We start from the raw sequence: 25,106 nt of genomic DNA on the forward strand, positions 1-25,106 counted from the left end.
GTCCCTGCCTCACGGTGCCAGGTGCTCCAGGATTCGGCTCAATCCACGTTCGATCCGTTCCGGAATTCCGTTGTGCGAGGCCGGCACGGGAGTGCCACTGCTGACCCGGGTCAGAGCGGCAACGCCGTCGTCCGCCTGCTCGGCCGGCAGGTCCGAAATGTACGTGTATGTCGCCGCCGACGTCTGGTAGATGGCCCGGTAGGGCGGGGCGGGGTTGACCCAAAGAAAGCCATTTCCGGGTTCGGGGGCGGCCGACGGCGTGCCGGCCTTGGCCGGGATGAAGCCGTCTGCCACGGCGGTGTGTCCGGTCAGCACGTTGATGGGCGAAACTTCGGCCCGTGCGGGTGCGGGGGGCGCCGCGGGCGCCCGCGTCGAGGCGTGCTGCTCAAGGACCGTGGCGAAGTGCCGGCCATCCGTGAGGCGAAGTTCCAGGACCTCGTCCCCGGAGATGACGCCGGCGCGGGCCCAGATGAGGTGGAATCCGAGCTCGTGCAGCTCCGGACATGTCCATCCTTGCGAGCGGAACGCGGCAAGCTCGCCGGTGTTCAGCGTCCCGTCAGGGGTGAAGTCGGGCTCGCCGCCGAGGCCGAACGCGACACGGGGCCCGGTTCCCTCAGCGCCGGGGACGCCGGATCCGCTGGCGTCGAACAGCTCCGTTGCACCGAGCGGCTCACCGCTGGCGGGCAGCCCGGGGGCATCCGGGTGGGCGAGGGTGGCAGTCTCTGCACCCTCGGCGGGGACCGCGTCGTCGCCTCCCATGACGTACGCGGTGCCGGTGATGAGGGCCAAGGCGGCGACGGCTCCGCCGACAGCAAGTACCGGCAGGCGCGGGCCGCGGCGGCGGGCGCCGTGTGGACCCGCGGCGACGGCGCGACCGGCGACCGGCCCCGCCGTCCTTGGCCCACCCGTCGCGGGGTGTTCTGCATGGAACCGGTCCGAGGGCCACGGACGATGGCCGGCCCCGGCGGCGTCAGCCGCGCCCGGCCTTTCCGCTGTGTCCAATACTTCCGCTGTGACGGCCGGGTCGGGGCGTTCCGCCATGGCCCGTTCCGGAGCTGAAGGTGCCGAAGGTGTAGGAGCTGAAGGTGCCGGAGCTGCAGGCGCCGGAGCTGCCGGGGCTGTTTGTTCCCGCTCCGCTTCGGCGGTCCGTTCCGACGCCGCCCGTTCCGCGGCCAGCTGACCGGTCCGTGCCAGGAGCCGTGCAGTCAGGTCCTCACTGGCCTCGGGCACGGCGGCGCCGCGGAGCTTCTCGAGGTACTGGCGTTCGCGCTGTTGCCGGGCGCGGCATTCGGCACATGCTTCCACGTGGTCGTGGCGGCCGGCGGCCCATTTCCGGGTAGCCCCGGGCCCGCACCAGAACTTGCAGCCTGGTGCTCCCAGTAAACGTCTCAGCAGACCCATTGACCGGTTCAGAGGAGGCCGGCGATGCGCGGCATCTTGAGCCGCGGCTTGAGGGACTGCTTGGCCGGTTGCGCCGGGCGCGGGTCGCGATGCGCGAGCTTTTCACGGAGCATTGTCCGGCCGCGGTGAATCCGGGACCGGACGGTCCCGAGTTTGATGTCCAGCGCGGCGGCGACTTCGTCGTAGGAGAGCCCTTCGAGGTCGCACAGCACGACGGCGGCGCGGAAGTCAGGCGGAAGTTCCTCGAGCGCTGCCTGGACATCGACGTCGAGGTTGTTGAATTCGAAGCTTTGCTCCGGCCCGGGCTCCCGGCCCGGCAGCCGCGACTCGGCGTCGTCGGCCAAAGCGTCAAAGCGGATCCGGCTCTTGCGACGGGCCTGGTCCAGGAACAGGTTGGTGGTGATCCGGTGCAGCCAGCCATCGAGCGTGCCGGGCTTGAAGTTCTCGAGTGAACGGAAGACCCGGACGAACACCTCCTGGGTGAGGTCCTCGGCGTCGTACTTGTTTCCGGTCAGCCGGTACGCAAGGCGGTAGACCTTGGCGGAGTGGTTCGTCACCACTTCCTCCCAGGTCGGCCGGACCCATTCGGCTTCCGCCGCGGTCCGGGACTGGCCGGTTGAATCTGTTGCCTCAGTTGCCGGGACAGGTGCCGGAATCGACATCGTCCACTCCCCTCGTGGATGGTACCTACGCCTGAATTGTGCCTGCTTGCACAGGTTCCTGCACCATTCATTCGACGCCGATCACCACGCGGATGAGCGGATACCCATCATTTCAAAATAAGCTGGGAATTTCCTGATCCACCGCGGTCTTCCGCCGAAGGCAGAACGACCCCCTCCGGCCGGGGCCACGGTGCTGCCGCCTCCGCGTCCCGTCCCGCCGGACACAGTACGCTGTAGGGAACACTCCCCTGCCGCCCAGAAAGCGATATCCCATGAGCGCCGATAAGTCCACGAGCTGGTCCTATGCAGAAGATCTGCCTGCCGAGGATGAGGTCCTGTTGCACGCGCGCGAACGGTCCTTCGAGCTTGGCGTGACCCCGATCGGCCCCGGCGTGGGCGCCGTGCTGACGGTGCTGGCGGCGGCGTCCAAGGCACAGACCGCCGTGGAGATCGGCACCGGCGCAGGCGTGTCCGGCGTGTGCATCCTGCGCGGGCTGGGTCCGCAGGCTGTCCTGACCACTATCGACGTCGACGTCGAACACCTCAAGGCAGCGCGCGAAGCGTTCCAGGAGGCCGGCAGCCCGGCCAACCGCACCCGCACCATTTCTGGCCGGGCCGGGGATGTCCTGCCGCGGCTTACGGACGGCGCCTATGATCTCGTCTTCATTGACGCGGACAAACCGAATTACCCCAGCTACGTCGAACAGGCCGTGCGGCTGCTCAAATCCGGCGGGCTGCTAATCGTCAATGATGCCCTCGACAAGGACCGGGTCGCGAACCCGGCCGCCCGGGAAGCCACCACCGTGGTGTTGCGCCAGATCGGCAAGTCCATCCGCGACGACGACCGTCTCGCCTCCGCCATGCTGCCCACCGGAGACGGCCTGCTGATCGCGGTGAAGAAGTAGCAGCCAGGATTCACTAGCCCGGGTGCAAGGGGCGGGTACTGACAGCAAAGGGCGGGGTCCGCAGCCCGGTGGCCGGGACCCCGCCCTGTTGCGAAGCTCTTGGCGTGACGCTATTCGGTGACGCCGACGAGGCATTCCTTGAGGTTCGTCGCCTCAGCGGCATTGAGTTCGACTACAAGCCGCCCCCCGCCTTCGAGCGGAACACGCATGATCAGGCTTCGTCCCTCTTTCGTCACTTCCATAGGGCCGTCGCCGGTGCGTGGTTTCATTGCCGCCATAAGGAATATCCCCTCCATTAGTCCCTGACATACCAGCCCGGCCGGGCTGCGTCCGCTTGGCCAATCAAGCCGTCCGGCAGCGCTCCAGGAGGCTGCCATGACCGGCAAACTCACAAATAAACCGCTTACAAACTGTGTGCTTCTTGTCCTTGCTTATCCTCTATTATCGCGTAACAATGCGCCCGTAGCTAATCGTTGGACTTTCCAGCGCGTCCCGCCAGGCCGGGCCGGCGCCGCGAAATGGTGCTGTGCGTCACGGCGGGTAGTCCCCTCCGCCCGGCAGTTGCGCCCACGCCCACAGCCACACAATCCAGACGATCTGCAGCAGCACGAACATGACCACCACGGTGCCCCGGTAGGCGCGGGAACGCGAGAGAAGGGCGGCGCTGAGGGCGAGCGGGAACAGCGGCAGCAGCATCCTGAACGTGCTGGTCTGGGGGTGCAGGAAGACCAGCAGGTAGCCCATATAGCAGCAGCACCAGAGCCTCAGCTCGGTGCCCAGGGCGACGACCGGCCGGGACATCATCAGCAGCGTGAACGCGGCAACGAACACGAAGGGAGCCAGCACGCCGAGCGTCGGCCCGAACAGCATGATGCCGGCATCGAACCATGGCTTGAACGGCACCAGGTCATCGCCGCGCCATGCGGTTTCGGTCTTGGTGTAGGCGCCCGGATCGCCGGTCACGGCCCAGGCGATGGCAGGCCACAGCAGCGCACCGATGCCGCTGACGGCGGTGAGCCCGCCCAATGACCACAGCTCGGCGGCGCCGTCCCGGCGTTGCACTGTGACGCCCTGTGTCGCGGGGCTCTGATTCGCGGAGTGTTGCGCCGTGGGATGCTGCACAGCGCGGGTCTGCGCAGTATGGGTTTGCGCAGTGCGGGTTTTCGCAGTGAGGCGCTGCCAGAAACGGTAGAGCAGCAACAGGCCCATCATCGCGGCAAACGGAACCCCCGTGGGCCGGGAAAGGCACATCAGGACCACAACGGGCATCGCCCACAGGTACCGGCGCTCCATGACAAGCAGCAGCGCGGCGCCGAGGAGCAGCAGGTTGAGGGATTCGGCGTAGGGCACCTGCAGCACCGGCGCCACCGGGAAAGCCGCCAGGAACACGGTCCCCCAGAGCGCCGTGCGGTGCGTGGCCCGGTGCCGGAAAATTCTGTACGCCACGAGGGCTGCACCCACTCCGGACACCAGGGCGATGGCCGTCAGGGACCACGCCGGGCCCGTGCCTGTCAGGCCGGACACCACCCGGCCCAGCACGGGAAACAGGGGGTAGAAGGCCCACGTGTTCTCCTGGACGGTGCCGGCGTCGTCGGTCGGCAGAAGCGCCGGATACCCCGCCTGCAGCGCTTGGGCGTACCAGCGGGCATCCCAGATGTTAGTGAAGTTCCAATAGTCGGGCTTGGCGGGAAACCACGGATTCACGCCCTGGTGCAGGGCGGCGGCCATGAAGATGCAGGCGCTGACCAGCCTCGCGGCGATGTAGAGTCCGGCCACCTGCGCCCACCAGGGCCACCGCGCCATCCCGGCGCCCGCGGCGGCGATGCGGCTCCACAGGGCCGCGTTCAACCCCTGGGGCTTCCGGGCCTCAGGCGCCGCGACGGTCTCCGGGTCTTCCACGCGGCTCACGGACGCTCTTCGGTCGGCGGACGGAGGCGCTCCAGTTCCTCCCCAAGTGCCTCGATCTCCTGGTCCTTGGCGACGATCTGCTCCCGCAGGTCATCCAGGACCTGATCCACTTGGTCCATCCGGTAGCCGCGGAGTCCGACGGCGAAGCGCAGACGGTCAATGTCCGCCGCGGCCGCGCGCTCGGGCAGCAGGACCGGCGGCAGGGATGCGACCGGCTCGTCGAAACCGTCGTCAAAAGAACCGCCCGCACCGCCGTCCCGGCGGCGACGGAAGATTTTCGTTGCCAGGCCGGTGCCCAGGAGGACGGCGACGCCGATCAGCACAATCGCCAGGAAAACCAGGAAGAGACTCACTAGACCATCGTGCCAGAAGCCGGACGCCGGGGCGCTCAGGCCGACGGATCAGCCCCGCGTTCCCTTGATGTCCGCCGTGCCGGTCCCGTTGGTGGAGCCGCCATTCGGGTTCCGGTGGCGGGCGGCGCCTTCCACGACCAGCTCGACCGCCCGCGCGGGGTCGTCCACCACCTGCACGAGGTCCAGGTCCTCAGCCGAGACCATTCCCTCCGCAACGAGGGTGTCCCGGACCCACTCGAGCATGGGGCTCCAGAAAGCGGTTCCCACCAGGACGATCGGGAAGGAAGTGACCTTGCGGGTTTGGACCAGGACCATGGCTTCGAAGAGCTCATCCAGGGTGCCGAGGCCGCCGGGGAGCACGATGAAGCCCTGGGCGTACTTGACGAACATGGTCTTGCGGGCGAAGAAGTACCGGAAGTTGATACCCAGGTCCACCCACTGGTTCATGCCCTGCTCGAAGGGCAGTTCGATTCCGAGCCCCACGGAGACGCCGTTGCCCTGCACGGCGCCCATGTTGGCGGCCTCCATCGAGCCGGGGCCGCCGCCCGTAATCACGGCCAGTCCGGCCTCGGCCAGCCGGCGTCCGACCTCGACGCCGAGTTCGTAGTACGGGCTCCCCGGCACGGTGCGGGCGGAACCGAAGACGCTGACTGCCGGACCGAGATCGGCCAGCGCGCCGAATCCTTCCACGAACTCGCTCTGGATCCGCAGCACGCGCCAGGGGTCGGTGTGGACGAACTGTCCCGGCCCTTTGGTGTCCAGCAAGGTCTGGTCGGACATCGTGACCTTGGCGGCCTTGCGGCGCAGCTCCAGCGGACCCTTGTGGCGGATTCCGTTGGGCGCCGGTGTGCTCCGGGCCTCCCGGGCCGGCTTTCCGGCGGGGTTCTGTTCCGGGTTCTGCTCGAGGTTTCGCTTGGGGCCGTGCTGCGGATCGGTACTCATGCCCATAGGCTAGCGCGGAACTCGGCCGCCGCCGCGTCGGCGCGTCGGCGCCGCACGGCCGCAAGCGCCTGCCGAGGCCGTTCGCCGAGGTCAACGGCGAATGTCCGACGCAGTCCGGCAAGGGACCTGACGTGCAGGTATCTCTTGAATCACGATCTGCACCAAAATGAGTGATTGCCGTCATATCTGGTCAATCTTCGCTAGATTCGTACTATGACTACTCAAGTGCCCGGCGATGCCCTCGTCTCCCTGAAGGCCGTGAACAAGCATTACGGCCAGCTGCACGTCCTGAAGGACATCAACCTGAACGTCCGCAAGGGTGAAGTTGTTGTTGTCATCGGCCCCTCGGGTTCCGGCAAGTCGACGCTCTGCCGCGCCATCAACCGCCTCGAGACCATCGACGACGGCGACATCAAGATCGATGGCAAGGAACTGCCCGAGGAGGGCAAGGAACTGGCCAAGCTGCGCGCCGACGTCGGCATGGTCTTCCAGTCGTTCAATCTGTTCGCCCACAAGACCATTCTGGAAAACGTCACCCTCGGCCCCATCAAGGTCAAGGGCGTTGCCAAGTCCGAGGCCGACAAGGACGCCATGGCCCTCCTGGAGCGGGTCGGCGTCGGGCATCAGGCCCCCAAACTTCCGGCCCAGCTCTCCGGCGGCCAACAGCAGCGCGTTGCCATCGCCCGCGCCCTGGCGATGAAGCCCAAGGTGATGCTCTTCGATGAGCCCACCTCGGCACTTGACCCGGAAATGATCAACGAGGTCCTGGACGTCATGGTCCAGCTCGCCAAGGAGGGGATGACCATGATCGTGGTCACCCACGAGATGGGCTTCGCCCGCAAGGCGGCCGACCGCGTCGTGTTCATGGCCGACGGCCAGATCGTTGAGGACGCGACCCCCGAGGAATTCTTCAACAACCCCAAGAGCAGCCGGGCCAAGGATTTCCTGTCCAAGCTGCTGACACACTGACCGACTACGTTTTCGCACCCTGGCTGCCGGACGGCGGCCGCCCAATGAAAGGAATGTCATGATGGCATTTTTGACCCGAAGGAAATCCCTTCTGGTTGCCGCTTCCGCAGCACTGGCACTCAGCCTGAGCGCCTGTGGCGGCAGCTCCTCCACTACCACCAACCCGCCCGTGGCCGAGAAGCCGAGCTTTCCTGCCGATTCCACCATGGCCAAGCTTGCATCCGCGGGCAAGATCACCATCGGCACCAAGTTCGACCAGCCGCTCTTCGGCCAGAAGGGCCTCGACGGCAAGCCCGTCGGCTTCGACGTCGAAATCGGCAAGCTGATGGCTGCCAAGCTGGGCATTCCCGCCGACAAGATCGAGTGGGTCGAAACTGTCTCCGCCAACCGCGAGCAGTTCCTCAAGCAGGGCAAGGTGGACATGATCGTCGCCACCTACACCATCAACGACAAGCGCAAGGCCGAAGTCGACTTCGCTGGACCGTACTACGAGGCCGGACAGGCGCTCATGGTGAACAAGGACAACAACTCCATCACCAAGCCCGAAGACGTCAAGGGCAAGAACGTCTGCTCCGTGACCGGCTCCACGCCAGCCTCGACGATCGTGGAGAAGTACGGAGCCGTCCTGGTTCCGGCCGCGACCTACTCAGCCTGCCTGGAACCGCTGCGGAACCACCAGGTTGAAGCCGTCACCACCGACAACGTCATCCTGGCCGGTTTCGTGTCCAAGGAACCGGACGCCTTCAAGCTGGCATCGGATCAGACCTTCACTAAGGAGCCCTACGGCATCGGCCTGAAGAAGGACGACACCGCCTTCCGCACGTGGGTCAATGACCAGCTGGAGGCCTCCGACAAGGACGGGTCCTACAAGAAGGCCTGGGAAGACACCGCCGGCACGGTCATCAAGACCACGCCCGCGCTTCCCACGATCGACCGCTACTAGCCGGCTGTGGCGGCTGCCGGGCCGCGGATTTTCCGCGGCCCGACGGCCGCCACTCCCGTCTTTCGCCTGGAATCCCCTCAACGCAGCTGAAGGAACTTATGGACGTCATCATTGAAAACCTCCCCCAGTATTGGGACGGTTTTCTCCGAACCCTTTTCCTGTCCCTGATCTCGGGGATTATCGCCTTGGTCTTCGGCACCATCCTGGCTGCCGCCCGTGTCTCGCCCGTCGCCGCGCTGCGTGGCTTCAGCATGACGTACGTCGAGATCGTCCGGAACACCCCGCTGACCATCGCGTTCTTCTTCGCAGCAGTGGTTCTGCCCCGCCTCGGCGTCACGTTCCAGCAGTTCGAGGTCGCCGCCATCATCGCCCTGAGCGCCTACACCTCGGCCTTCATTGCCGAGGCAGTGCGCTCCGGCGTCAACAGTGTCCCGGTGGGCCAGGCGGAGGCGGCCCGCAGCATCGGCATGCAGTTCACCCAGGTGCTCTCGCTGATCATCCTGCCGCAGGCCCTGCGCACCGTGATCCCGCCGTTGATCAACATTCTGATCGCCCTGGTCAAGAACTCTTCTGTGGCCGGCGCGTTCTATGTGTTGGAACTGTTCGGCCAGGGCAAGCAGCTGGCCAATGCCAACGGCGACGCCGTCATGTGGGTTCTGGTCGGCATCGCATTCTTCTACCTGCTGATAACCATCCCGCTTGGCTACCTCGCCAGCGTCGTTGAACGAAAGGTGGCGATCGCACGATGAGCTCCGTTCTCTATGACGTCCCCGGCCCCAAAGCCCGCCGGGTCTCGCTGATCGGCTCCATCATCGGCGTGATCGTGATCGGCGGCCTCCTCGTCCTGGCCGTCATGACCCTGGCCCAGCAGGGAATCTTCGACCCCAAACGCTGGGCGGTCTTCCAGCTTCCCGAGGTCTGGGCCCTGATCGCCGCCGGCATCGGCGCCACGCTGGCCGCCGCGGCCGTGTCGGCCGTGATTGCCTTCCCGCTGGGCCTGCTCCTGTGCCTGATGCGCATCTCGGACAACGCCTGGATCCGGGTGCCCACCCGGATCGTGCTGGAATTCCTGCGCGGCATGCCCGTTGTGCTCATGATGCTGTTCGTGCTGCTCGTCTTTGCCACGAGCTCGTTCATCGCCGTCGTGGCCGGCCTGGTCCTTTACAACTCGGCGATTTTCGCCGAGATCATCCGCGCCGGCGTCCAGTCGCTGCCCAAGGGCCAGCGTGAGGCCGGCCTGGCGATCGGCCTGACGAGCTTCCAGTGCCGGCTGACCATCGAGCTGCCGCAGGCCATCCGGCGCATGCTGCCGTCCTTGGTCGCGCAGCTCGTGGTGCTGCTGAAGGACACGTCGCTCGGCTACATCGTCGCCTACGGCGAGCTGCTCCGGGCCGTGCAGGTCATGGCGGACTTCCTGGGTCCGCAGTACCTGTTCCCGGTGTTCTTCGTGGCCGCGGCCATCTACATCGCGATCGACCTGGCGGTCTCCCGCCTGGCCATCTGGCTCGAACGCCGCGGCTCCAAGCGCGCCGCCGGCGGCGTGGCGCACGTGCCGGTCGCCGGTATTCCGGCCGCCAAGTAAGCCGTCCCACCCACAAAGGGTCCGGAACCTCACGGAGGTTCCGGACCCTTTGTCCGTTACTTGTGTCCTGGGCGTTGGTTCCTGGGCGTTGCTTCCTAGGCTTTGCTAGGCGCTCAGCCAGGTCCGCAGCGCCCGCAGGCATTCGCGGATGGCGTCCGCTTCGACGTGTTCGTTGTCCTTGTGCGCCAGCAGAGCATCGCCGGGTCCAAAGTTCACCGCGGGGATGCCCAGTTCACTGAAGCGTGCGACGTCGGTCCAGCCGTACTTGGGCTTCGGCTCCGCGCCGACGGCGGCGACGAAGGACGCCGCCGCGGGGTGGTTCAGGCCCGGCCGCGCGCCGGCCGCGCTGTCGGTGCGCACCACGTCGAATCCGTCCAGCAGTTCGCGCACGACGGCTTCGGCTCCGTCCGGGGTCTTGTCCGGCGCGAAGCGGTAGTTGATTTCCACGACGCACTTGTCCGGGATGACGTTTCCGGCCGTGCCGCCGTGGATCTTCACGGCGTTGAGGCTTTCGCGGTAGTCCAGGCCGTCAACCGTCACGGTCTGCGGCTCATACGCCGCCAGCCGGGCCAGGACCGGGGCCGCGGCGTGGATGGCATTGCTGCCCATCCAGGCCCGGGCCGAGTGGGCAGCCTCGCCGTTCGTGGTCACTTCGAAGCGGCTGGTGCCGTTGCAGCCGCCCTCCACCGTCCCGTCGGTCGGCTCGAGCAGGATCGCGAAGTCCCCGCCGAGCAGGGAGCCGTGATTGCGCACCAGACGGCCCAGGCCGCTCTTCACGGCCTCGACCTCCTCGTGGTCGTAGAAGACGAACGTGACGTCCTTGCCTGGTTCCGCCCCGCCGTCGAACATGGTGGCCGCCAGCGCCAGCTGCACGGCGACGCCGCCCTTCATGTCAGTGGCGCCGCGGCCGTAGAGGATCCCCTCTCCCGGGGCCCCGGAGGGCCAATACGCCGGCACGGTCCCCAGCGAGCCCTCGGTGGTGGGCAACGGCACGGTGTCCAGATGGCCGGCCAGGATGACGCGCTCGGCCCGGCCCAGGTTGGTGCGGGCGATGATCGAATCGCCGTCGCGGACCAGCTCCAGCTGCGGCAGCTGGCGGAGGGCATGCTCCACGGCGTCGGCCAGGACCCCCTCGTTGCCGGAGACGCTGTTGATGTCGATCAGGGCGGCCGTGAGCAGGGCGACGTCCTGGCGGAGGTCCAGATGGACCGGTGTGCGGACAGGGACGCTGGCGGTGGCACTGGCAGGGGTGCGCGGGTTCGTGGGGGTCACCGTTCCACCTTATCTGTTGCCTCCCCGTCCCACCTGAGTCGCTGCCGGGGCCGTTCCCAGGCGTCAAGTGGCCCCTGCAGCGTGCCAATCGGGTTGTCATGAGTTTCAGGGCCCGAGGGGCCTCTCGTTAGACTTGGGCCATGACTGAAACTGCTGCTTCCGCTGTGCCCGCCGACGCCGGCTCCGACGCTCGTTCTGACGCCCGCTCTGCCTATGGCTACGGGGTGGCCACCGTGTCCACCCGCAACGGTGACGCCACCGTGCTGGACGTGTGGTTTCCGGCGCCGGCGCTCGGAGTCGCCGCGAAGCACCTGCATGACGTGGAGAACGCGGACCAGTCGCTGATCGACATCGCCGCCAGCGGCACTGACCCGGACCGGGGCACCGAGCAGATAGTTGTCTTTGCCCAGATCAACCTGGACGCGGCACCCGCGGACACGGCGGACGCCTACCTTCGCCTGCACCTGCTCTCCCACCGGCTCGTCCAGCCCAACACCATCAACCTTGACGGCATCTTCGGCAAGCTTCCCAACGTGGTGTGGACCAACTTCGGCCCCGCAGCCGTGGAGGACTTCGAACTGACACGGGCGCGCCTGCGCAAGCGCGGCGCCGTCACGGTGTTCGGCGTGGACAAGTTCCCGCGCATGGTGGACTACGTCGTTCCCTCCGGCGTCCGGATCGCCGACGCCGACCGGGTCCGGCTCGGTGCGCACCTGGCCGAAGGCACCACGGTCATGCACGAGGGCTTCGTGAACTTCAATGCCGGAACCCTGGGTACCTCCATGGTCGAGGGCCGGATCTCGGCCGGCGTCGTCACCGGCGACGGGTCCGACGTCGGCGGCGGGGCCTCGATCATGGGAACCCTCTCCGGCGGCGGCAAGGAAAAGATCTCCCTCGGCGAGCGGGTCCTCCTCGGCGCCAATTCCGGGGTGGGCATCAGCATCGGTGACGACTCGGTGGTGGAGGCAGGCCTCTACGTCACCGCCGGCACCCGTGTGCGCGTGATCGGCCCCAAGGACGCCGACGGCGAAGACACCAGCCGGATCGTCAAGGCCGTGGACCTTTCCGGCGTTCCGAACCTGCTCTTCCGCCGCAATTCCACCACTGGTGAGGTAGAGGTCCTCCCCCGCAAGGGCCAGACGGTGGAGCTCAACGAGGCCCTGCACGCCAACTGACCGCACCGGCTGGTACGGTATGGCGGGCGGCGAAGACCGCGCTGGCGGGGCCGACCCGCCCCGACGAAAAAGCCGATGACGCAGCCCGCAGGGGCCTGAGGGAGTATTTTCGTGGCACGACGAGGGAGCTGGCGGCGCCGGATCGTCCTTCTGCTGACCCTTGCGATGGTCGCGGGCGGCATCTACACCGCGGTGGCGTTCCTGCAGCGGTCGGAGACGTTGATCACCGAACGCTGCACAGCCACGGGCAGCGGAGGCGATGACCTCTCCACCGACCAGGCGGCCAACGCTGCCCTCATCACAGCCGTCGCGGTCCGGCGGGGACTTCCGGCCCGGGCCGCCAGCATCGCGCTGGCCACCTCGATGCAGGAATCCAAACTGCGCAACATCGGCCATGGCGACCAGGCCGGTCCCGACTCCCGCGGACTGTTCCAGCAGCGGCCGTCCCAGGGCTGGGGCACCACGGCGCAGGTGATGGACCCGTACCACGCCAGCAATGCGTTCTACGATGCGCTCGTCGAGGTTTCCGGGTACGAGTCGCTCGATATCACCGTTGCCGCCCAGCGCGTCCAGCGCTCGGCGTACCCGGAGGCCTACGCCCAGCATGAGGTGATGGCCCGCGCCTTCGCTTCCGCCCTGAGCGGGCAGACGCCCGCGGGCCTGGACTGCTCGCTGCGCTCCCCCGATGCCGCCGGGAGTCCTGCCGCCGTCACCGCAGGGCTGACCGCTGCGCTCGGGGACGTGACGGCGTCCACCGACGGCCGGACCCTGCTCGTGGAGGCCGAAGGAAGCCAGGCCTGGGCCGTGGGCCAGTGGGCCGTGGCCAACGCAAAGGAGCTCGAAATCACCAGCGTGGAGGTCGACGGCCGCGCCTGGAACCGGCAGTCCCGCGACGGCTGGCAGCCGGCCCAAGTCCCGGCCGGCCAGGTCAGGGTAACCGTCGCAGACGCCCCCGGCACCTGACCGCTACCGGGGTCAGCCGCCGCCGGGTCAGCCGCGCTAACGGGGTCAGCCGCAACCGGGCGGGCTCAGACGAGGAGATCGACCACCGGCTGCACGTAGCTGCGGAACAGCTCCGGCTGGGACAACAGCTCGTGGCTCATGATGATCTTGTCGGGCTCGAGATACCAGGCCCGCGGCTCCGCAAGCGGGAGCTCGATGATCGTAAGGCCGAAATCCTTTGAAGCCCGTCCCACGTCCAGCAGGCGGTCCTCCACCATGTCGGCCAGCAGCTCGTTGTTGCCGTTGGCTTCGCGCTCCGCCTCGAGGGTCCCGTATTCCGCGAGGCGCTCCCGGGCCCACGTCAAAGCGGCCCCGAAGTGGGCCTGCAGCACGCGCCGGAGGGCCGGCGAATTGCTGAACGCACGGAAGCCCGGCGGGGAGAGCTCGGGGGACATTTCCGGGTGGTCTTTCAGCAGCTGTTCCCACCAGGCCTCCCATTCGGTCTTGAGCGCAGCCGGGCCGCCAACCTCGGCGATCAGGTGGGAGTGGTCCGAGGCGCGGATCTTCGGTGCCGCATGGCAGAGCGCCGGGTGTCCCGCGGTGTCCAAACCGGCGGCGTCACGAACGTAGAGGGCAATGAGCATGGGACCAGAAGTATCCATCGTGATCCGCCAGCCTGGTCCGCCGGTGTGGTGCATCCAATTGCCTCCTTGGCAAGACGTACGATCTCAGTCTATTCCTGTTGTTATGAGGCGTTAACGGCTGGCTGCCCGGCCGCCAGCCGTCGGTTCAGGCCCTCCAGGTGGGCTTCGAGCACATCCCTGCACATCACGGCCGTCATCCACTCGGGCTGCAGGAGGGCGTGCATCGTCAGACCGTCCAGGACTGCCAGCAGCAGTTCCGCTTCGGTGACGAGCACCTGCTGGTCGAGGCCGGCCGCGTGGTCGGCGTCAACGCCTTCAGCCTCGGCCAGGCCCAGGATGAGCCCGCCCACGACGGCGGCCACCGCCCGGTGGCTGCGGTCGGCCTCGGCGGCCAGGAACGGCCTTGTCCGGGCGGCATTCTTGAAGGCCATCCAGACGCAGGCATCAACCGCCCGTTGCTCGTCAAGTGGAAGAAACTCACCCAGCAGTGCCAGGACGGCCGCATGCTGCTCCCCCGACGCCGGCGGCGCATCGCCCAGCAGGGAGTCCGCGTCGGTGAGGCGGCCGACGATTCGGTCCACCACCACGGCGAACGCGTGGGTCAACAGCTCGTCGCTGCTGGCGAAATAGTGCCGCACCGAGCCGACGGCCAGCTGCGCTTCATCAGCAACTTCCCGCAGCGAGGCCCGCTCGAGGCCATCCGTTGCGATGATCCTGAAGACTGCGTCAACTATTTCCTGGCGCCGGATGACGGCGTCGACAAATTTAGGCACGGGTCTTTTTTAGCACGTACGTGCCGCGGCCGCCCCGGGCCACACCGGTCCCGGCGGGGACGTGGCGCGGGTCACAGCGGCACGGTGCCCCCGCAAGTACGACGCCGGCCGCGCACCTCAGCAAAAGGTGCGCGGCCGGCGTCGTACTGTCTATCGCGCGCGCCGTGGCCGGCGGGCGGGCTACAGCGAGGGGTAGTTGCGTTCCGGTTCGCCGACGTAAAGCTGGCGCGGGCGGCCGATCTTCGTGTTCGGGTCGCTGATCATCTCGCGCCACTGGGCGATCCAGCCCGGCAGGCGCCCGATGGCGAACAGCACGGTGAACATCTTCTCCGGGAAACCCATGGCCTTGTAGATCAGGCCGGTGTAGAAGTCCACGTTGGGGTAGAGCTTGCGCTGGATGAAGTAGTCATCGCCCAGGGCTTTCTCTTCAAGGCGCATGGCGATGTCGAGGAGCTCGTCGTTTCCGCCGAGCTTGCTCAGGACCTCGTGGGCCGTGGCCTTGATGATCTTGGCGCGCGGGTCGTAGTTCTTGTAGACGCGGTGCCCGAAGCCCATGAGGCGGACGCCGTCTTCCTTGTTCTTGACCTTCTCCATGTAGTCCTCAGGCTTGATGCCGTCGGCCTGGATCTGGCGCAGCATCTTCAGGACGGCCTCGTTGGCACCGCCGTGGGCGGGGCCGAAGAGGGCGTTGATGCCGGCGGAGACGGAGGCGAACAGGTTCGCGTTCGAGGAACCGACCAGGCGGACGGTCGACGTCGAACAGTTCTGCTCGTGGTCGGCGTGCAGGATCAGGAGCAGGTCCAGGGCCTTCGCGATGACCGGGTCCACCTCGTACTGCTCGGCCGGCAGACCAAAGCTCAGGCGCAGGAAGTTCTCCACCAGGTTCATCGAGTTGTCCGGGTACAGCATGGGCTGCCCGATCGACTTCTTGTGGGCGTAGGCGGCGATGACCGGCATCTTGGCCATGAGGCGGATGGTGGACACCTCCACCTGCTCGGCGTTGAACGGATCCAGCGAGTCCTGGTAGAACGTCGACAGCGCCGACACGGCCGAGGACAGCACCGGCATCGGGTGGGCGTCACGGGGGAAGCCGCTGAAGAAGCCCTTGAGCTCTTCGTGCAGCAGGGTGTGGTGGCGGATCCGCTGGTCGAAGGACTCCAGCTCGGTGGGGGTCGGCAGGTTGCCGTAGATCAGCAGGTAGGAGACTTCCAGGAAGCTCGAGTGCTGGGCCAGCTGCTCGATCGGGTAGCCGCGGTAGCGCAGGATGCCGGCGTCACCATCGATGTAGGTGATGGCCGAGGTGGTGGCCGCGGTGTTCATGAAACCGGGGTCGAAGGCGACGGCGCCGGTCTGCTTCAGCAGCTTGGAAACGTCGTAGCCTTCGTTCCCTTCTACAACCTTGATGCGCGGGAGTTCGAGTTCGCCGCCGGCATGGCGCAGGGTTGCGCTGGTGGTTTCAGTCATGGAGTCTCCTCATGAGGCATCGGGGCCTCTGTCGAAAGCTGGTCCAACATCTGGTGAAGCTGCCCGCGGATCCTGTGCGGACAGGATTTCCAAAGGCTGCGCTGCCTTCTTGTGGAAAGCCACCATTGATCGTCAGTTAAAAAGTACCTTCACTTCGCGGGTGGCACTAATCCGGGGGGCCCGCAAAAGGCCAAAAACACGCCACATGTGGCACGCGTCACAGCATTGTTACGCTTACGGGTCCAGCCGCGTGACGGCGGCGTCGATCCTTTCGTCGCTGGCGGTCAGCGCCACCCGGATGAACCCGTTGCCGGCGTCGCCGTAGAAGACCCCGGGGCCGACGACGATTCCGCGGTCCGCGAGCCGGCCCACGGTGTCCCACGTCGCCTCGCCGGCGGTGGCCCACAGATAAAGCCCCGCCCTCGATTCATGGATTGTCAGGCCGAAACCCTCCAGCGCGGGCACGATCCGTTCCCGCCGGCCCCGGTACAGGTCCTTCTGGGCCTGGACGTGGGCGTCGTCGCCGAGGGCCACGCGCATGGCTTCCTGGACCGGATAGGGCACAATCATCCCGGCGTGCTTGCGGCTGTTGACCAGGTTCGCCATGATCACCGGATCACCGGCGACAAATGCCGCCCGGTAACCGGCCACGTTGGACTGCTTGCTCAGCGAATAGACGGCGAGCAGGCCATCGTGGGAGCCTTCTGCGACCTGCGGATCCAGGACGCTCGGGACCGGGGCGCCGCCACGCTGGACGTCCCACTCCCCCCAGCCGAGCTCGGCGTAGCATTCATCGGACGCGACGACGGCGCCGAGCTCGCGGGCCTGCCGGACGATCCGCCGCAGCGACGCGATGTCCCGGACGCTGCCGGTGGGGTTGGCCGGTGAATTGACCCAGACCAGGCGCACGCGGGCCCGGGTGCCGGCGTCGAGCTCGTCGAGGTCGTCCGCGGCGACCTGCTCCGCACCGGCGAAGGTGGCCCCGATGTCATAGGTGGGGTACGCAACCGTGGGCCGGACGACGACGTCGCCCGGCTTCAGGCCGAGCAGGAACGGCAGCCACGCGACGAGTTCCTTGGAACCCACCGTTGGCATCACATTCTGCGGGTCGAGCCCGGGGACGCCGCGCCGGCGCGCAAACCAGCCGGCGATGGCTTCGCGCAGGGCCGGCGTCCCGTGCACCGTGGGATAGCCGGGGGCGTCCGCGGCGGCGCGCAGCGCGTCCTGGATGAGGGCCGGCGTCGCGTCCACCGGGGTTCCGATGGAAAGGTTGACGGCTCCTGCCGGGTGCCTGGCTGCCGTGGCGAGATACGGCGCCATGGCCTCCCACGGGTAATCGGGCAGGCTCAGGCCGAAGGTGCGCACCGCGGATGTCACCGTAGCGCCGTCCTAGTTCTCTTGGTTCTGCGGCGGCAGGGCGGCGATCATGGGGTGGTCGGTGTGGGTGTTCCCAACCTTCGCGGCGCCGCCCGGGGACCCGAGTTCGTCGAAGAACTCGACGTTGGCCTTGTAGTAGTCGGCCCATTCTTCGGGGGTGTCGTCCTCGTAGTAGATCGCCTCCACGGGGCAGACCGGCTCACAGGCACCGCAGTCCACGCACTCGTCGGGGTGGATGTACAGGGAACGCTCACCCTCGTAAATGCAATCGACGGGGCACTCCTCAATACATGCCTTGTCTTTGACATCTACACACGGCTGCGCGATTACGTACGTCACGTCCCTGGCCTCTCCACGTTGGTTCCGGCGACCGGCCGGATGATTTCCAGGCCCTGAGCCGGGCTGCTGACTTCTGAGCCTATTATCTCCCAGCCTGTTCCCGCGAACCTAGCCGGACGTCACACATGCTCCGCGTCTTACGATGATCTGATGAGCTCGCCTTTGCCCTTGCCCCAGCAGTTCCTCTCCTCAGCCCCGCTCGGCACCCGCGTTGTGGTCCGGTACAGGATCGAGGGCGGCCTGACGGATGCCCTCGGCGAGCTCGTGGAACGCGCCGACGGCGTATGCACCGTCCGCACCCGCCGCTCCGACGTCGTCATTGCCCTCCCCCTTGTCGTTGCGGCCAAGGAAGTCCCGCCGCCCCCGCCGCGCCGCGCCCCACGGGTGCAGGAGCCCTGACGGGCGGTTCCGGGGTGGGCGCGTCGGTGGTAGCACCTAGGGGACATGCCCTCCGCACCGCCCGACCAATGGACATGCCCTCCCCTGGCTGGCCAACCACGCACATGCCCAACCCCGCCCACGTCGACCAATGGACATGCCCTCCCGACTTGGTCAACCACGCACATGCCCAACCCCGCCCACGTCGACCAATGGACATGCCCTCCCGACTTGGTCAACCACGCACATGCCCAACCCCACCCCCGGCCACCAATGGACATGCCCTCTCCTTGCCTCAGGAGATGGACAATTCGGAGCCTTGCTCATCGCCGCCACCCAGCGCGGGACATGTCCAGTGGTGAATCGACGGAACAAGGGACATGTCCAGTGGTAAACCAGCAGAACAAGGGACATGTCCAGTGGTAAACCAACAGAACAAGGGACATGTGCAGGGATAACCAACGGAACAAGGGACATGTCCAGCGGTGCATCGAAAGAGCACGGGACAATTTCCGCGGTGGCTGGGCGCGGTGCAGGATCAGAGTGCAGGACCACAGTGCCGAACCGTATCGCAAGGGCGAACGAAGCTGGACGTGGAGTCTGACTCTAGGCGGCCGCAGACAGCCGGTTCAGGGCGTCGCGGACCATGGTGATGAAATCCTCGGGGTGGTCCCTCAGCAGCGGGTACGTCACAACAAGAGTCGGGATTCCCCGGCGCGTGGTGACGTTCCAACGCCGCCGGTCTTCCTCGAAGCTGGCCCTGTCCATGTGGAATCCCGCCCCGTCGGTCTCGATGCCGAGACGGCCGTCGACCATCAGGTCCAGGTGTCCCATCCCTGGAACGTTGACCTGCGATTCAACATGGAAACCGGCCCGCCGCAGCAGGAACCGGGCCAGGCACTCAATGAGCGACTGTGACTGCGGGACAATCGCCGACACGATCCGACGCTCCCGGGTGTCGTTCCGGCCATCGAGCCGCTGACGCAACGAGCCCAGCGGGAGTCCCTTCAGCACGACGGCGGATTCGGCGATGATCAGCCCGTGAGGTTCGGGTAGGCAGCGCAAGCATTGGATGACCGTGCCCAGGAGTGTCGGCGGCGCGGGCGCCCGGTGGCAGACGAAGCCCTGGTAGCTCCTGCTGTGGGTGAGGGCAACGTGCGGCTGGGCCGGGGCTTCAAGGACCCACAGCCCGCTGAAGTGTGCCGCGGTGATGCACGCCGGTTCCGCCGGAAGCGAGCGTATGGCGATCAGGTGCTCGTCTGCACCGGGCAACGCATAGACGCCGCGGGCCACCCGGGACACGGCTCCCGAGGCCATCGCGGACTTGAGCTGAAAATCGGAGACACCCGCGGCGGCAATGTATTTGGCGCGGGCGACGCCGTCGTAATTCGAGAGCACCTGGATGATGTTGGCCATTCACCCATGGTGGAGCCGCACTCTGCGCCCTGGAAGTCGGATCCCGCACTATGTGGAAAACTGCACCGGCCGGCTGGGGGGCGGAGCCGGACAGGTCCGACCATAAGCGCGGGGCATGTCCCGCGCACCAGCCCGGGGCCGGACATAATGCCATTGCGCCCACTCGAGCGATCAAAAAATGGGCATGTCCCGTGGGGAGCCGGGCGGGGCTGTCCGGTCCTGGCCCGTCGTCACCGGTCCTGGCCGGTCGGCCTCCTGTAGCGCCGGCACAAGGCGAGCATGGCCACGGTGATGCCTGCGATGCCAAAGACCCAGATATTGCCCGCGGCGTCGCCGATGACCAGGCGCTTGCCCGCTTCCAGGGTGGACCACCAGCCAATCAGCGCGTAGCAGAGGACTCCGCAAGCCGCCGTCGGGGTGACAGAACGGAATGCCGCCCCCAGCCACAGCTGAACCGAGCCCAGCAGCACGAGCGCAGCGATGGCGCCCCACGGGACGTCCACTCCGCCCAGGACCAGATCGTGGCGGTGCAGGGCGGTGCCGGCCAGGGCAACAAAAAGAGCTGCCGGCACGGCGGCGGCAATGCCGCCTGCCGTACCGGCAGCTCTCTTAATCACGTTGTGGCTGAAGCCCGGAGACCGGGATCAGACCTTGGCGCGGGCGCGGTTGGCCTTGGCACGCTCGTTGGTGTCCAGGATGACCTTGCGGATGCGGATTGAATCCGGGGTAACCTCAACGCACTCGTCTTCGCGGGCGAATTCGAGGGACTCTTCGAGGGTCAGGTCGCGCGGGGGCGTCAGGTTCTCGAAGGTGTCCGAGGAAGCTGCACGCATGTTGGTGAGCTTCTTTTCCTTCGTGATGTTCACGTCCATGTCGTCGGCGCGGGAGTTCTCGCCCACGATCATGCCCTCGTACACCTCGGAGGTGGGCTTGACGAAGAAGGATCCGCGTTCCTGCAGGTTGATCATGGCGAACGGAGTCACAACACCGGCGCGGTCGGCGATCATCGAACCGTTGGTGCGGTATTCGATGGGGCCGGCCCACGGCTCGTAGCCTTCGGAGATGGAGGCGGCGATGCCGGCACCGCGGGTGTCCGTGAGGAACTTGGTGCGGAACCCGATCAGGCCGCGGGCCGGAACGATGAACTCCATGCGGCACCAGCCGGTGCCGTGGTTGGCCATGTTGGTCATGCGGCCCTTGCGGGCGGCCATCAGCTGGGTGACGGCGCCGAGGTACTCTTCGGGCACGTCGATGGTCATGTGTTCCATCGGCTCGTGGACCTTGCCGTCGACGGTCTTGGTAACCACCTGCGGCTTGCCGACGGTCAGCTCAAAGCCTTCGCGGCGCATCTGCTCGACCAGGATGGCCAGTGCAAGCTCGCCACGGCCCTGGACTTCCCAGGCGTCGGGACGCTCGGTGGGGAGAACCTTGATGGAGACGTTACCGATCAGTTCCTTGTCGAGGCGGTCCTTGACCTGGCGGGCCGTGACCTTGGCGCCCTTAACCTTGCCGGCCAGCGGCGAGGTGTTGATACCGATGGTCATGGAGATGGCCGGGTCGTCAACAGTGATCAGCGGCAGCGGCTGCGGGTTCTCGGCGTCGGTCAGGGTCTCACCGATGGTGATCTCCTCAATGCCGGCGACGGCGACGATCTCGCCCGGGCCAGCGGACTCAGCCGGGACGCGGTCCAGTGCCTTGGTCGCGAGAAGTTCGGTGATCTTGACGTTTTTGAGCTCGCCATTGGCGCGTGCCCAAGCCACGGTCTGGCCCTTGCGCAGGGTGCCGTTGTAGATGCGCAGCAGCGCCAGGCGGCCCAGGAACGGTGAGGCGTCCAGGTTGGTGACGTGTGCCTGCAGGACACCGTTCGGGTTGTAGGTCGGAGCCGGGATGTGCTCGATGATGGCCCGGAAGAGCGGCTCGAGGTCTTCGTTTTCCGGGGCGCTGCCGTCGGCGGGCTGCTCGAGGGAGGCGCGGCCGACCTTGGCGGCGGCGTAAACAACCGGCACGTTCAGGATCTTGTCCAGGTCGAGGTCCGGAACTTCGTCGGCGAGGTCGGAGGCCAGGCCCAGGAGCAGGTCCATGGATTCGTGGACAACTTCTTCGATCCGCGCGTCGGGGCGGTCGGTCTTGTTGACCAGGAGAATCACCGGCAGGTGCGCGGCGAGGGCCTTGCGCAGCACGAAGCGGGTCTGGGGCAGCGGGCCCTCAGAGGCATCAACGAGGAGGACGACGCCGTCGACCATGGACAGGCCGCGCTCCACCTCGCCACCGAAGTCGGCGTGGCCGGGGGTGTCGATGACGTTGATGGTGATGGTTTCGCCGTTGGAGGACGGTCCGTTGTAGGCGACCGTGGTGTTCTTGGCCAGGATGGTGATGCCCTTTTCGCGTTCCAGGTCACCGGAGTCCATGACGCGGTCTTCGAGGTGGTTGTGCTCGGCAAAGGAGTTGGTCTGCTTGAGCATGGCGTCGACCAGCGTGGTCTTGCCGTGGTCAACGTGGGCCACGATCGCGACGTTGCGCAGGTCACTGCGCGATGCAGTGGCTACCGCGGTGTTGGTGGTGGTTTCAGACATGCGTTATTGCTCGATTCAGTGGTGAAGTCAGCTGTGGTATCGCGACATTTCCAACCGGAACGCACGACAGATAAGTCCCTTTGGCACAGGGCACCTACTACCATTCTAAACGCTAGGTCATTTATTGGCCTAAAATGCGAATCGGTGACCAGCATCCGCGCTGTCGCCAGAGCAGGACGGGCGCACGGATGTGGTCTATTACGTGTGAGTAAAGTCACTGGATTTTCCAGCGCCCATGCACCATCATTGCTCTGATAGCAGCAAGCAAGCCCGGAGACATTCATGCGAAACGCCTCGGCCCTGTCCCGCTTCGTCGCAATGATGATCGCCACCGGAGTGGTTCTTGGCGGCTGCGGACAGACCTCTCATTCACCTGCGCCCGACGCGGGCTCTTCCAACGCTGGATCATCAGAGGCGGGAACTGTGGGCATGCCGCTGACCGGCGGCGGGGCCGGAGCGGCCGCCGGCGCAGGAATGCCGGTCGCGGCCGGGTCCGCGGCGAAGACGCGCATCGGGTCCACCATCGACCCCGCCGCTCTGCCGAGCGGCTCGACCTACCGCAATCCTGCAAACGGCCGCAACGAGATCATCGTCAAGGACACCAGCAATGTCGCCGTGCTGATTGGCGACTCGCAATCGGAACCTTCCTACGGCTGGCCCAGGCAAGGTCTGGCCGCGGCTGGGTACAAAGTCTTCTTCTGTGGCCGGGGCGGCACCGGTTTCGTGGCGTCCAACGGCAGGACCGGCAACTACATCGACGCGCTTCAGCGCGGCGACTGGAAACTCCCGTACGGCACTCCTCCCCTCGTGGTGATCGAAGGCGGCGGGAACGATGCCGCACGCGGCGCCTCCGACGCGCAGATCGTCTCCAACGCGGAACGGCTGATCGCCAGCATCCAGCAGCGTTACCCCGCCGCCCGGATACTCATGGTCGGCACACTCGGGCGCGGCGCCCACTACGGCGGAGGACGCCGGAGCGAGGTGGACGCGCTTTTGGGACGGGTGGCGGACCAGCACGGGCTGGCTTTCGTCAGCGCGGGCGACTGGCTCACCCGGTACAACCTGACGGGCTCGATGGCCGACCGGGTCCACCTGACCCGGCAGGGCCACGCGGCCTTGGGCGCCGTTTTCGGCCAGAGGCTGCAGTCCCTGGGGTTTGACTACGCCGACCCCAGCATGCTCGCCGGCTTGTCCCACTAACGCAGGCTTGTCCCACCGCCGCTGGCACCGCCAGCGCGCGGGCCACAGCACAACAAAGGAGCCGGTGTCCGCCCCGGAGGGAGGACACCGGCTCCTGTACTGCCAGCTGCTAAGCGCTGCTGGCGGCGGACTTCTTCAGGCCCTCAGGAAGCGGCCGCTCAGGCCACGTCCATTTCCGGCGGCAGCATGAGGCCGGCGCCGGGGATGGCGTTGAGCAGCGCCCGGGTGTAGTCCTGCTGCGGCGACTCGAAGACGTCGTCCGTCGAGCCTGTTTCCACCAGCTTGCCCTTCTCCATGACGCACACGCGGTCGGCGATCTGCCGGACCACTGCGAGGTCGTGGGTGATGAACAGGTAGGTCAGGCCGAGCCGGGACTGCAGTTCGGCGAGCAGGTTCAGCACCTGCGCCTGCACCAGCACATCCAGTGCCGAGACGGCCTCGTCGCAGATGATCACCTCGGGGTCCAGGGCCAGGGCGCGGGCGATCGCGACCCGCTGGCGCTGGCCGCCGGAGAGCTCGTTGGGGTACCGCTGCATGGTGGACTGCGGCAGCGCCACCTGGTCCAGCAGTTCCCGCACCTTCTTCTCGCGGCTGGCCTTGTCACCGATCTTGTGGGTCCGCAGCGGTTCCTCGATGGTCCGGAAGATGTTGTACATCGGATCCAGGGAACCGTACGGGTCCTGGAAGATCGGCTGTACCCGGCGCCTGAAGGCGAAGAGCTCCTTGTTGTTCAGCGTGGAGGTGTCCACGCCGTCGAAGATGATCTTGCCGGAGGTCGGCGTCAGGAGGTTCAGGACTATCTGCGCCACCGTGGACTTGCCGGAACCCGACTCCCCCACGATCGCCGTCGTCGTTCCCCGCTTGACGTTGAAGGAGATGTCGTCGACGGCGGTGAAGTCCGTGGACTTGCCCAGGCCGGAACGCAGCTTGAAGACCTTCCTGAGGTTCTGGATCTGCAGGACGTCGTCGGACTTGGCCGGCTCAACCACGCCGGTCTCGCTCGGGGCGAGCATGTCGTCGGTTTCCACGCCGAGTTCCTTGGCCGCCTGGATGCGCCGGGACGCCAGCGACGGCGCCGAGGCGACCAGCCGCTGGGTGTACGGGTGCTGCGGGTTCTGCAGCAGCTCCAGCGAGGGCCCGGACTCGACAACCTGGCCGCGGTACATGACCACCACCTGGTCGGCACGCTCGGCGGCGAGGCCGAGGTCGTGCGTGATCAGCAGCACCGCGGTGCCCAGTTCCGTGGTCATCTTGTCCAGGTGATCGAGGATCTGGCGCTGCACGGTCACGTCGAGCGCCGAGGTCGGCTCGTCCGCGATGAGCAGGCGCGGCTGGCAGGCGAGCCCGATCGCGATCAGCGCGCGCTGGCGCATGCCGCCGGAGAACTCGTGGGGGTACTGCTTGGCGCGGCTTCCGGCGTCGGGCAGCCCGGCCTGGGACAGGACCTTGGCGACGTCGTCGGGGCCGCTCGGGAGTCCGTTGGCCTTCAGCGTCTCGCGGACCTGGTCGCCGATCTTCCACACCGGGTTGAGGTTGGACATCGGGTCCTGCGGGACCATTCCGATGCTGTTGCCGCGCAGTTCGATCATCCGCTTTTCGCTGGCGTTGGAGATGTCCTCGCCATCGAACAGGATCTGGCCTGCCGCGACCCGCCCGTTGCCCGGGAGCAGGCCGATAGCAGCCAGCGCGGTGGTGGACTTGCCGGAGCCCGACTCGCCCACAATCGCTACGGTTTCGCCCGGCATGACGGTGAGATGGGCGTTGCGGACGGCGTTGACCTCGCCGTTGCTGGTGGTGAACCCGATGGCCAGGTCCTTGATTTCAAGCAGCGGGCGCTCAGTGGCGTACTCAGCTTCCTGGAAGTCAACAGAGGCGCTCATGGTGTCCC

25 protein-coding genes are annotated in these 25,106 nt (G+C 66.8%); 9 read left to right on the top strand and 16 right to left on the bottom strand.

All coding sequences use genetic code 11. From position 1 onward, the window contains the following. Positions 1-9: 9 nt before the first annotated feature. Positions 10-1,305 (bottom strand): hypothetical protein, encoded by a 1,296-nt coding sequence (locus AC1DRO_RS04640; RefSeq protein WP_476950007.1) that lies wholly within the window; start codon positions 1,303-1,305, stop codon positions 10-12. A gap of 104 nt (positions 1,306-1,409) precedes the next feature. Then, on the bottom strand, positions 1,410-2,063 hold the full coding sequence (sigE, locus tag AC1DRO_RS04645) for an RNA polymerase sigma factor SigE (protein WP_476950008.1): 654 nt from the start codon (positions 2,061-2,063) through the stop codon (positions 1,410-1,412). 272 nt (positions 2,064-2,335) lie between these two features. Here sigE and AC1DRO_RS04650 point away from each other — a divergent pair, with 272 nt between their 5' ends. Further along, the gene (locus tag AC1DRO_RS04650; protein ID WP_018773821.1) at positions 2,336-2,968 is read left to right on the top strand and encodes an O-methyltransferase; all 633 of its coding nucleotides are present in this window, start codon (positions 2,336-2,338) and stop codon (positions 2,966-2,968) included. A 110-nt stretch (positions 2,969-3,078) separates the two neighbouring features. On the opposite strand, the gene AC1DRO_RS04655 is transcribed toward AC1DRO_RS04650, so the two are convergent. The 4 genes from AC1DRO_RS04655 to AC1DRO_RS04670 form a co-directional block, all read right to left on the bottom strand. Further along, entirely contained in the window at positions 3,079-3,246 is a 168-nt protein-coding gene (locus tag AC1DRO_RS04655) for a DUF3117 domain-containing protein (RefSeq protein WP_079550332.1), read from the bottom strand. Positions 3,247-3,499: 253 nt separating this feature from the next. Then, positions 3,500-4,876, bottom strand: a complete 1,377-nt coding sequence (locus tag AC1DRO_RS04660) for a hypothetical protein (RefSeq protein ID WP_476950009.1) — start codon at positions 4,874-4,876, stop codon at positions 3,500-3,502. Beyond that, positions 4,873-5,229 (bottom strand): DivIVA domain-containing protein, encoded by a 357-nt coding sequence (locus tag AC1DRO_RS04665; RefSeq protein WP_476950010.1) that lies wholly within the window; start codon positions 5,227-5,229, stop codon positions 4,873-4,875. Before AC1DRO_RS04665 ends, AC1DRO_RS04660 begins: the two co-directional genes overlap by 4 nt. A 48-nt stretch (positions 5,230-5,277) precedes the next feature. Then, on the bottom strand, positions 5,278-6,177 hold the full coding sequence (locus AC1DRO_RS04670; protein WP_476950011.1) for an LOG family protein: 900 nt from the start codon (positions 6,175-6,177) through the stop codon (positions 5,278-5,280). Between the two features lie 207 nt (positions 6,178-6,384). On the opposite strand from AC1DRO_RS04670, the gene AC1DRO_RS04675 reads away from it, so the two are divergent. The 4 genes from AC1DRO_RS04675 to AC1DRO_RS04690 all read left to right on the top strand — a co-directional run bounded on the left by AC1DRO_RS04675 (position 6,385) and on the right by AC1DRO_RS04690 (position 9,665). After that, positions 6,385-7,140, top strand: a complete 756-nt coding sequence (locus AC1DRO_RS04675) for an amino acid ABC transporter ATP-binding protein (protein ID WP_028275678.1) — start codon at positions 6,385-6,387, stop codon at positions 7,138-7,140. A 58-nt stretch (positions 7,141-7,198) separates the two neighbouring features. Continuing rightward, positions 7,199-8,083: a glutamate ABC transporter substrate-binding protein gene (locus tag AC1DRO_RS04680; protein ID WP_028275679.1), complete on the top strand. Its 885-nt coding sequence runs from the start codon at positions 7,199-7,201 to the stop codon at positions 8,081-8,083. A 98-nt stretch (positions 8,084-8,181) separates the two neighbouring features. Continuing rightward, the gene (locus AC1DRO_RS04685) at positions 8,182-8,832 is read left to right on the top strand and encodes an amino acid ABC transporter permease (protein ID WP_028275680.1); all 651 of its coding nucleotides are present in this window, start codon (positions 8,182-8,184) and stop codon (positions 8,830-8,832) included. Further along, positions 8,829-9,665 carry an amino acid ABC transporter permease gene (locus AC1DRO_RS04690; protein WP_028275681.1) on the top strand — a complete coding sequence of 279 codons (837 nt, stop codon included), beginning with the start codon at positions 8,829-8,831 and terminating at the stop codon, positions 9,663-9,665. Before AC1DRO_RS04685 ends, AC1DRO_RS04690 begins: the two co-directional genes overlap by 4 nt. A gap of 105 nt (positions 9,666-9,770) precedes the next feature. On the opposite strand, the gene dapE is transcribed toward AC1DRO_RS04690, so the two are convergent. Continuing rightward, complete coding sequence (dapE, locus tag AC1DRO_RS04695) at positions 9,771-10,868, bottom strand: succinyl-diaminopimelate desuccinylase (protein WP_243181144.1); 1,098 nt, start codon at positions 10,866-10,868, stop codon at positions 9,771-9,773. Positions 10,869-11,077: 209 nt separating this feature from the next. Here dapE and dapD point away from each other — a divergent pair, with 209 nt between their 5' ends. Continuing rightward, positions 11,078-12,112, top strand: a complete 1,035-nt coding sequence (dapD, locus tag AC1DRO_RS04700; RefSeq protein WP_476950012.1) for a 2,3,4,5-tetrahydropyridine-2,6-dicarboxylate N-succinyltransferase — start codon at positions 11,078-11,080, stop codon at positions 12,110-12,112. Between the two features lie 111 nt (positions 12,113-12,223). Next, a complete protein-coding gene (locus AC1DRO_RS04705; RefSeq protein WP_476950013.1) occupies positions 12,224-13,075 on the top strand; it encodes a hypothetical protein in 852 nt (283 codons plus the stop codon). 65 nt (positions 13,076-13,140) lie between these two features. On the opposite strand, the gene AC1DRO_RS04710 is transcribed toward AC1DRO_RS04705, so the two are convergent. The 5 genes from AC1DRO_RS04710 to fdxA form a co-directional block, all read right to left on the bottom strand. Beyond that, positions 13,141-13,752 carry a hypothetical protein gene (locus tag AC1DRO_RS04710; protein ID WP_028275685.1) on the bottom strand — a complete coding sequence of 204 codons (612 nt, stop codon included), beginning with the start codon at positions 13,750-13,752 and terminating at the stop codon, positions 13,141-13,143. Between the two features lie 47 nt (positions 13,753-13,799). Beyond that, positions 13,800-14,471, bottom strand: coding sequence for a TetR/AcrR family transcriptional regulator (locus tag AC1DRO_RS04715; RefSeq protein ID WP_028275686.1), 672 nt, complete (start codon positions 14,469-14,471; stop codon positions 13,800-13,802). A gap of 180 nt (positions 14,472-14,651) precedes the next feature. Further along, positions 14,652-15,935, bottom strand: coding sequence for a citrate synthase (locus AC1DRO_RS04720; RefSeq protein WP_028275687.1), 1,284 nt, complete (start codon positions 15,933-15,935; stop codon positions 14,652-14,654). A 234-nt stretch (positions 15,936-16,169) separates the two neighbouring features. Beyond that, complete coding sequence (gene dapC / locus AC1DRO_RS04725) at positions 16,170-17,312, bottom strand: succinyldiaminopimelate transaminase (RefSeq protein WP_476950014.1); 1,143 nt, start codon at positions 17,310-17,312, stop codon at positions 16,170-16,172. A 12-nt stretch (positions 17,313-17,324) separates the two neighbouring features. Then, on the bottom strand, positions 17,325-17,651 hold the full coding sequence (fdxA, locus tag AC1DRO_RS04730; protein ID WP_028275689.1) for a ferredoxin: 327 nt from the start codon (positions 17,649-17,651) through the stop codon (positions 17,325-17,327). Between the two features lie 150 nt (positions 17,652-17,801). Between fdxA and AC1DRO_RS04735 the strand changes: the two genes are divergently transcribed. Beyond that, entirely contained in the window at positions 17,802-18,050 is a 249-nt protein-coding gene (locus AC1DRO_RS04735) for a putative acetyltransferase (RefSeq protein ID WP_043434852.1), read from the top strand. Positions 18,051-18,635: 585 nt separating this feature from the next. On the opposite strand, the gene AC1DRO_RS04740 is transcribed toward AC1DRO_RS04735, so the two are convergent. From AC1DRO_RS04740 to typA, 3 genes are all read right to left on the bottom strand, one after another. Continuing rightward, positions 18,636-19,445 (bottom strand): type IV toxin-antitoxin system AbiEi family antitoxin domain-containing protein, encoded by an 810-nt coding sequence (locus AC1DRO_RS04740; RefSeq protein ID WP_476950015.1) that lies wholly within the window; start codon positions 19,443-19,445, stop codon positions 18,636-18,638. 230 nt (positions 19,446-19,675) lie between these two features. Continuing rightward, positions 19,676-20,062: a hypothetical protein gene (locus AC1DRO_RS04745; protein WP_476950016.1), complete on the bottom strand. Its 387-nt coding sequence runs from the start codon at positions 20,060-20,062 to the stop codon at positions 19,676-19,678. 27 nt (positions 20,063-20,089) lie between these two features. Beyond that, positions 20,090-22,018 (bottom strand): translational GTPase TypA, encoded by a 1,929-nt coding sequence (typA, locus tag AC1DRO_RS04750; protein WP_079550304.1) that lies wholly within the window; start codon positions 22,016-22,018, stop codon positions 20,090-20,092. A 282-nt stretch (positions 22,019-22,300) separates the two neighbouring features. Here typA and AC1DRO_RS04755 point away from each other — a divergent pair, with 282 nt between their 5' ends. Further along, positions 22,301-23,218 (top strand): SGNH/GDSL hydrolase family protein, encoded by a 918-nt coding sequence (locus AC1DRO_RS04755; RefSeq protein ID WP_476950017.1) that lies wholly within the window; start codon positions 22,301-22,303, stop codon positions 23,216-23,218. 158 nt (positions 23,219-23,376) lie between these two features. Here AC1DRO_RS04755 and AC1DRO_RS04760 read toward each other — a convergent pair whose 3' ends face one another. Continuing rightward, complete coding sequence (locus tag AC1DRO_RS04760) at positions 23,377-25,098, bottom strand: ABC transporter ATP-binding protein (protein WP_476950018.1); 1,722 nt, start codon at positions 25,096-25,098, stop codon at positions 23,377-23,379. Between the last annotated feature and the right edge of the window lie 8 nt (positions 25,099-25,106).

The organism is Arthrobacter sp. P4_F11 (assembly GCF_056401395.1).

Coding starts and splice junctions, on each gene's coding strand:
- sigE (WP_476950008.1), bottom strand. CDS start 2,063: ATGTCGATTCCGGCACCTGTCCCGGCAACTGAGGCAACAGATTCAACC.
- AC1DRO_RS04650 (WP_018773821.1), top strand. CDS start 2,336: ATGAGCGCCGATAAGTCCACGAGCTGGTCCTATGCAGAAGATCTGCCT.
- AC1DRO_RS04655 (WP_079550332.1), bottom strand. CDS start 3,246: ATGGCGGCAATGAAACCACGCACCGGCGACGGCCCTATGGAAGTGACG.
- AC1DRO_RS04670 (WP_476950011.1), bottom strand. CDS start 6,177: ATGGGCATGAGTACCGATCCGCAGCACGGCCCCAAGCGAAACCTCGAG.
- AC1DRO_RS04675 (WP_028275678.1), top strand. CDS start 6,385: ATGACTACTCAAGTGCCCGGCGATGCCCTCGTCTCCCTGAAGGCCGTG.
- AC1DRO_RS04680 (WP_028275679.1), top strand. CDS start 7,199: ATGATGGCATTTTTGACCCGAAGGAAATCCCTTCTGGTTGCCGCTTCC.
- AC1DRO_RS04685 (WP_028275680.1), top strand. CDS start 8,182: ATGGACGTCATCATTGAAAACCTCCCCCAGTATTGGGACGGTTTTCTC.
- AC1DRO_RS04690 (WP_028275681.1), top strand. CDS start 8,829: ATGAGCTCCGTTCTCTATGACGTCCCCGGCCCCAAAGCCCGCCGGGTC.
- dapD (WP_476950012.1), top strand. CDS start 11,078: ATGACTGAAACTGCTGCTTCCGCTGTGCCCGCCGACGCCGGCTCCGAC.
- AC1DRO_RS04710 (WP_028275685.1), bottom strand. CDS start 13,752: ATGCACCACACCGGCGGACCAGGCTGGCGGATCACGATGGATACTTCT.
- AC1DRO_RS04720 (WP_028275687.1), bottom strand. CDS start 15,935: ATGACTGAAACCACCAGCGCAACCCTGCGCCATGCCGGCGGCGAACTC.
- AC1DRO_RS04735 (WP_043434852.1), top strand. CDS start 17,802: ATGAGCTCGCCTTTGCCCTTGCCCCAGCAGTTCCTCTCCTCAGCCCCG.
- AC1DRO_RS04740 (WP_476950015.1), bottom strand. CDS start 19,445: ATGGCCAACATCATCCAGGTGCTCTCGAATTACGACGGCGTCGCCCGC.
- typA (WP_079550304.1), bottom strand. CDS start 22,018: ATGTCTGAAACCACCACCAACACCGCGGTAGCCACTGCATCGCGCAGT.
- AC1DRO_RS04755 (WP_476950017.1), top strand. CDS start 22,301: ATGCGAAACGCCTCGGCCCTGTCCCGCTTCGTCGCAATGATGATCGCC.
- AC1DRO_RS04760 (WP_476950018.1), bottom strand. CDS start 25,098: ATGAGCGCCTCTGTTGACTTCCAGGAAGCTGAGTACGCCACTGAGCGC.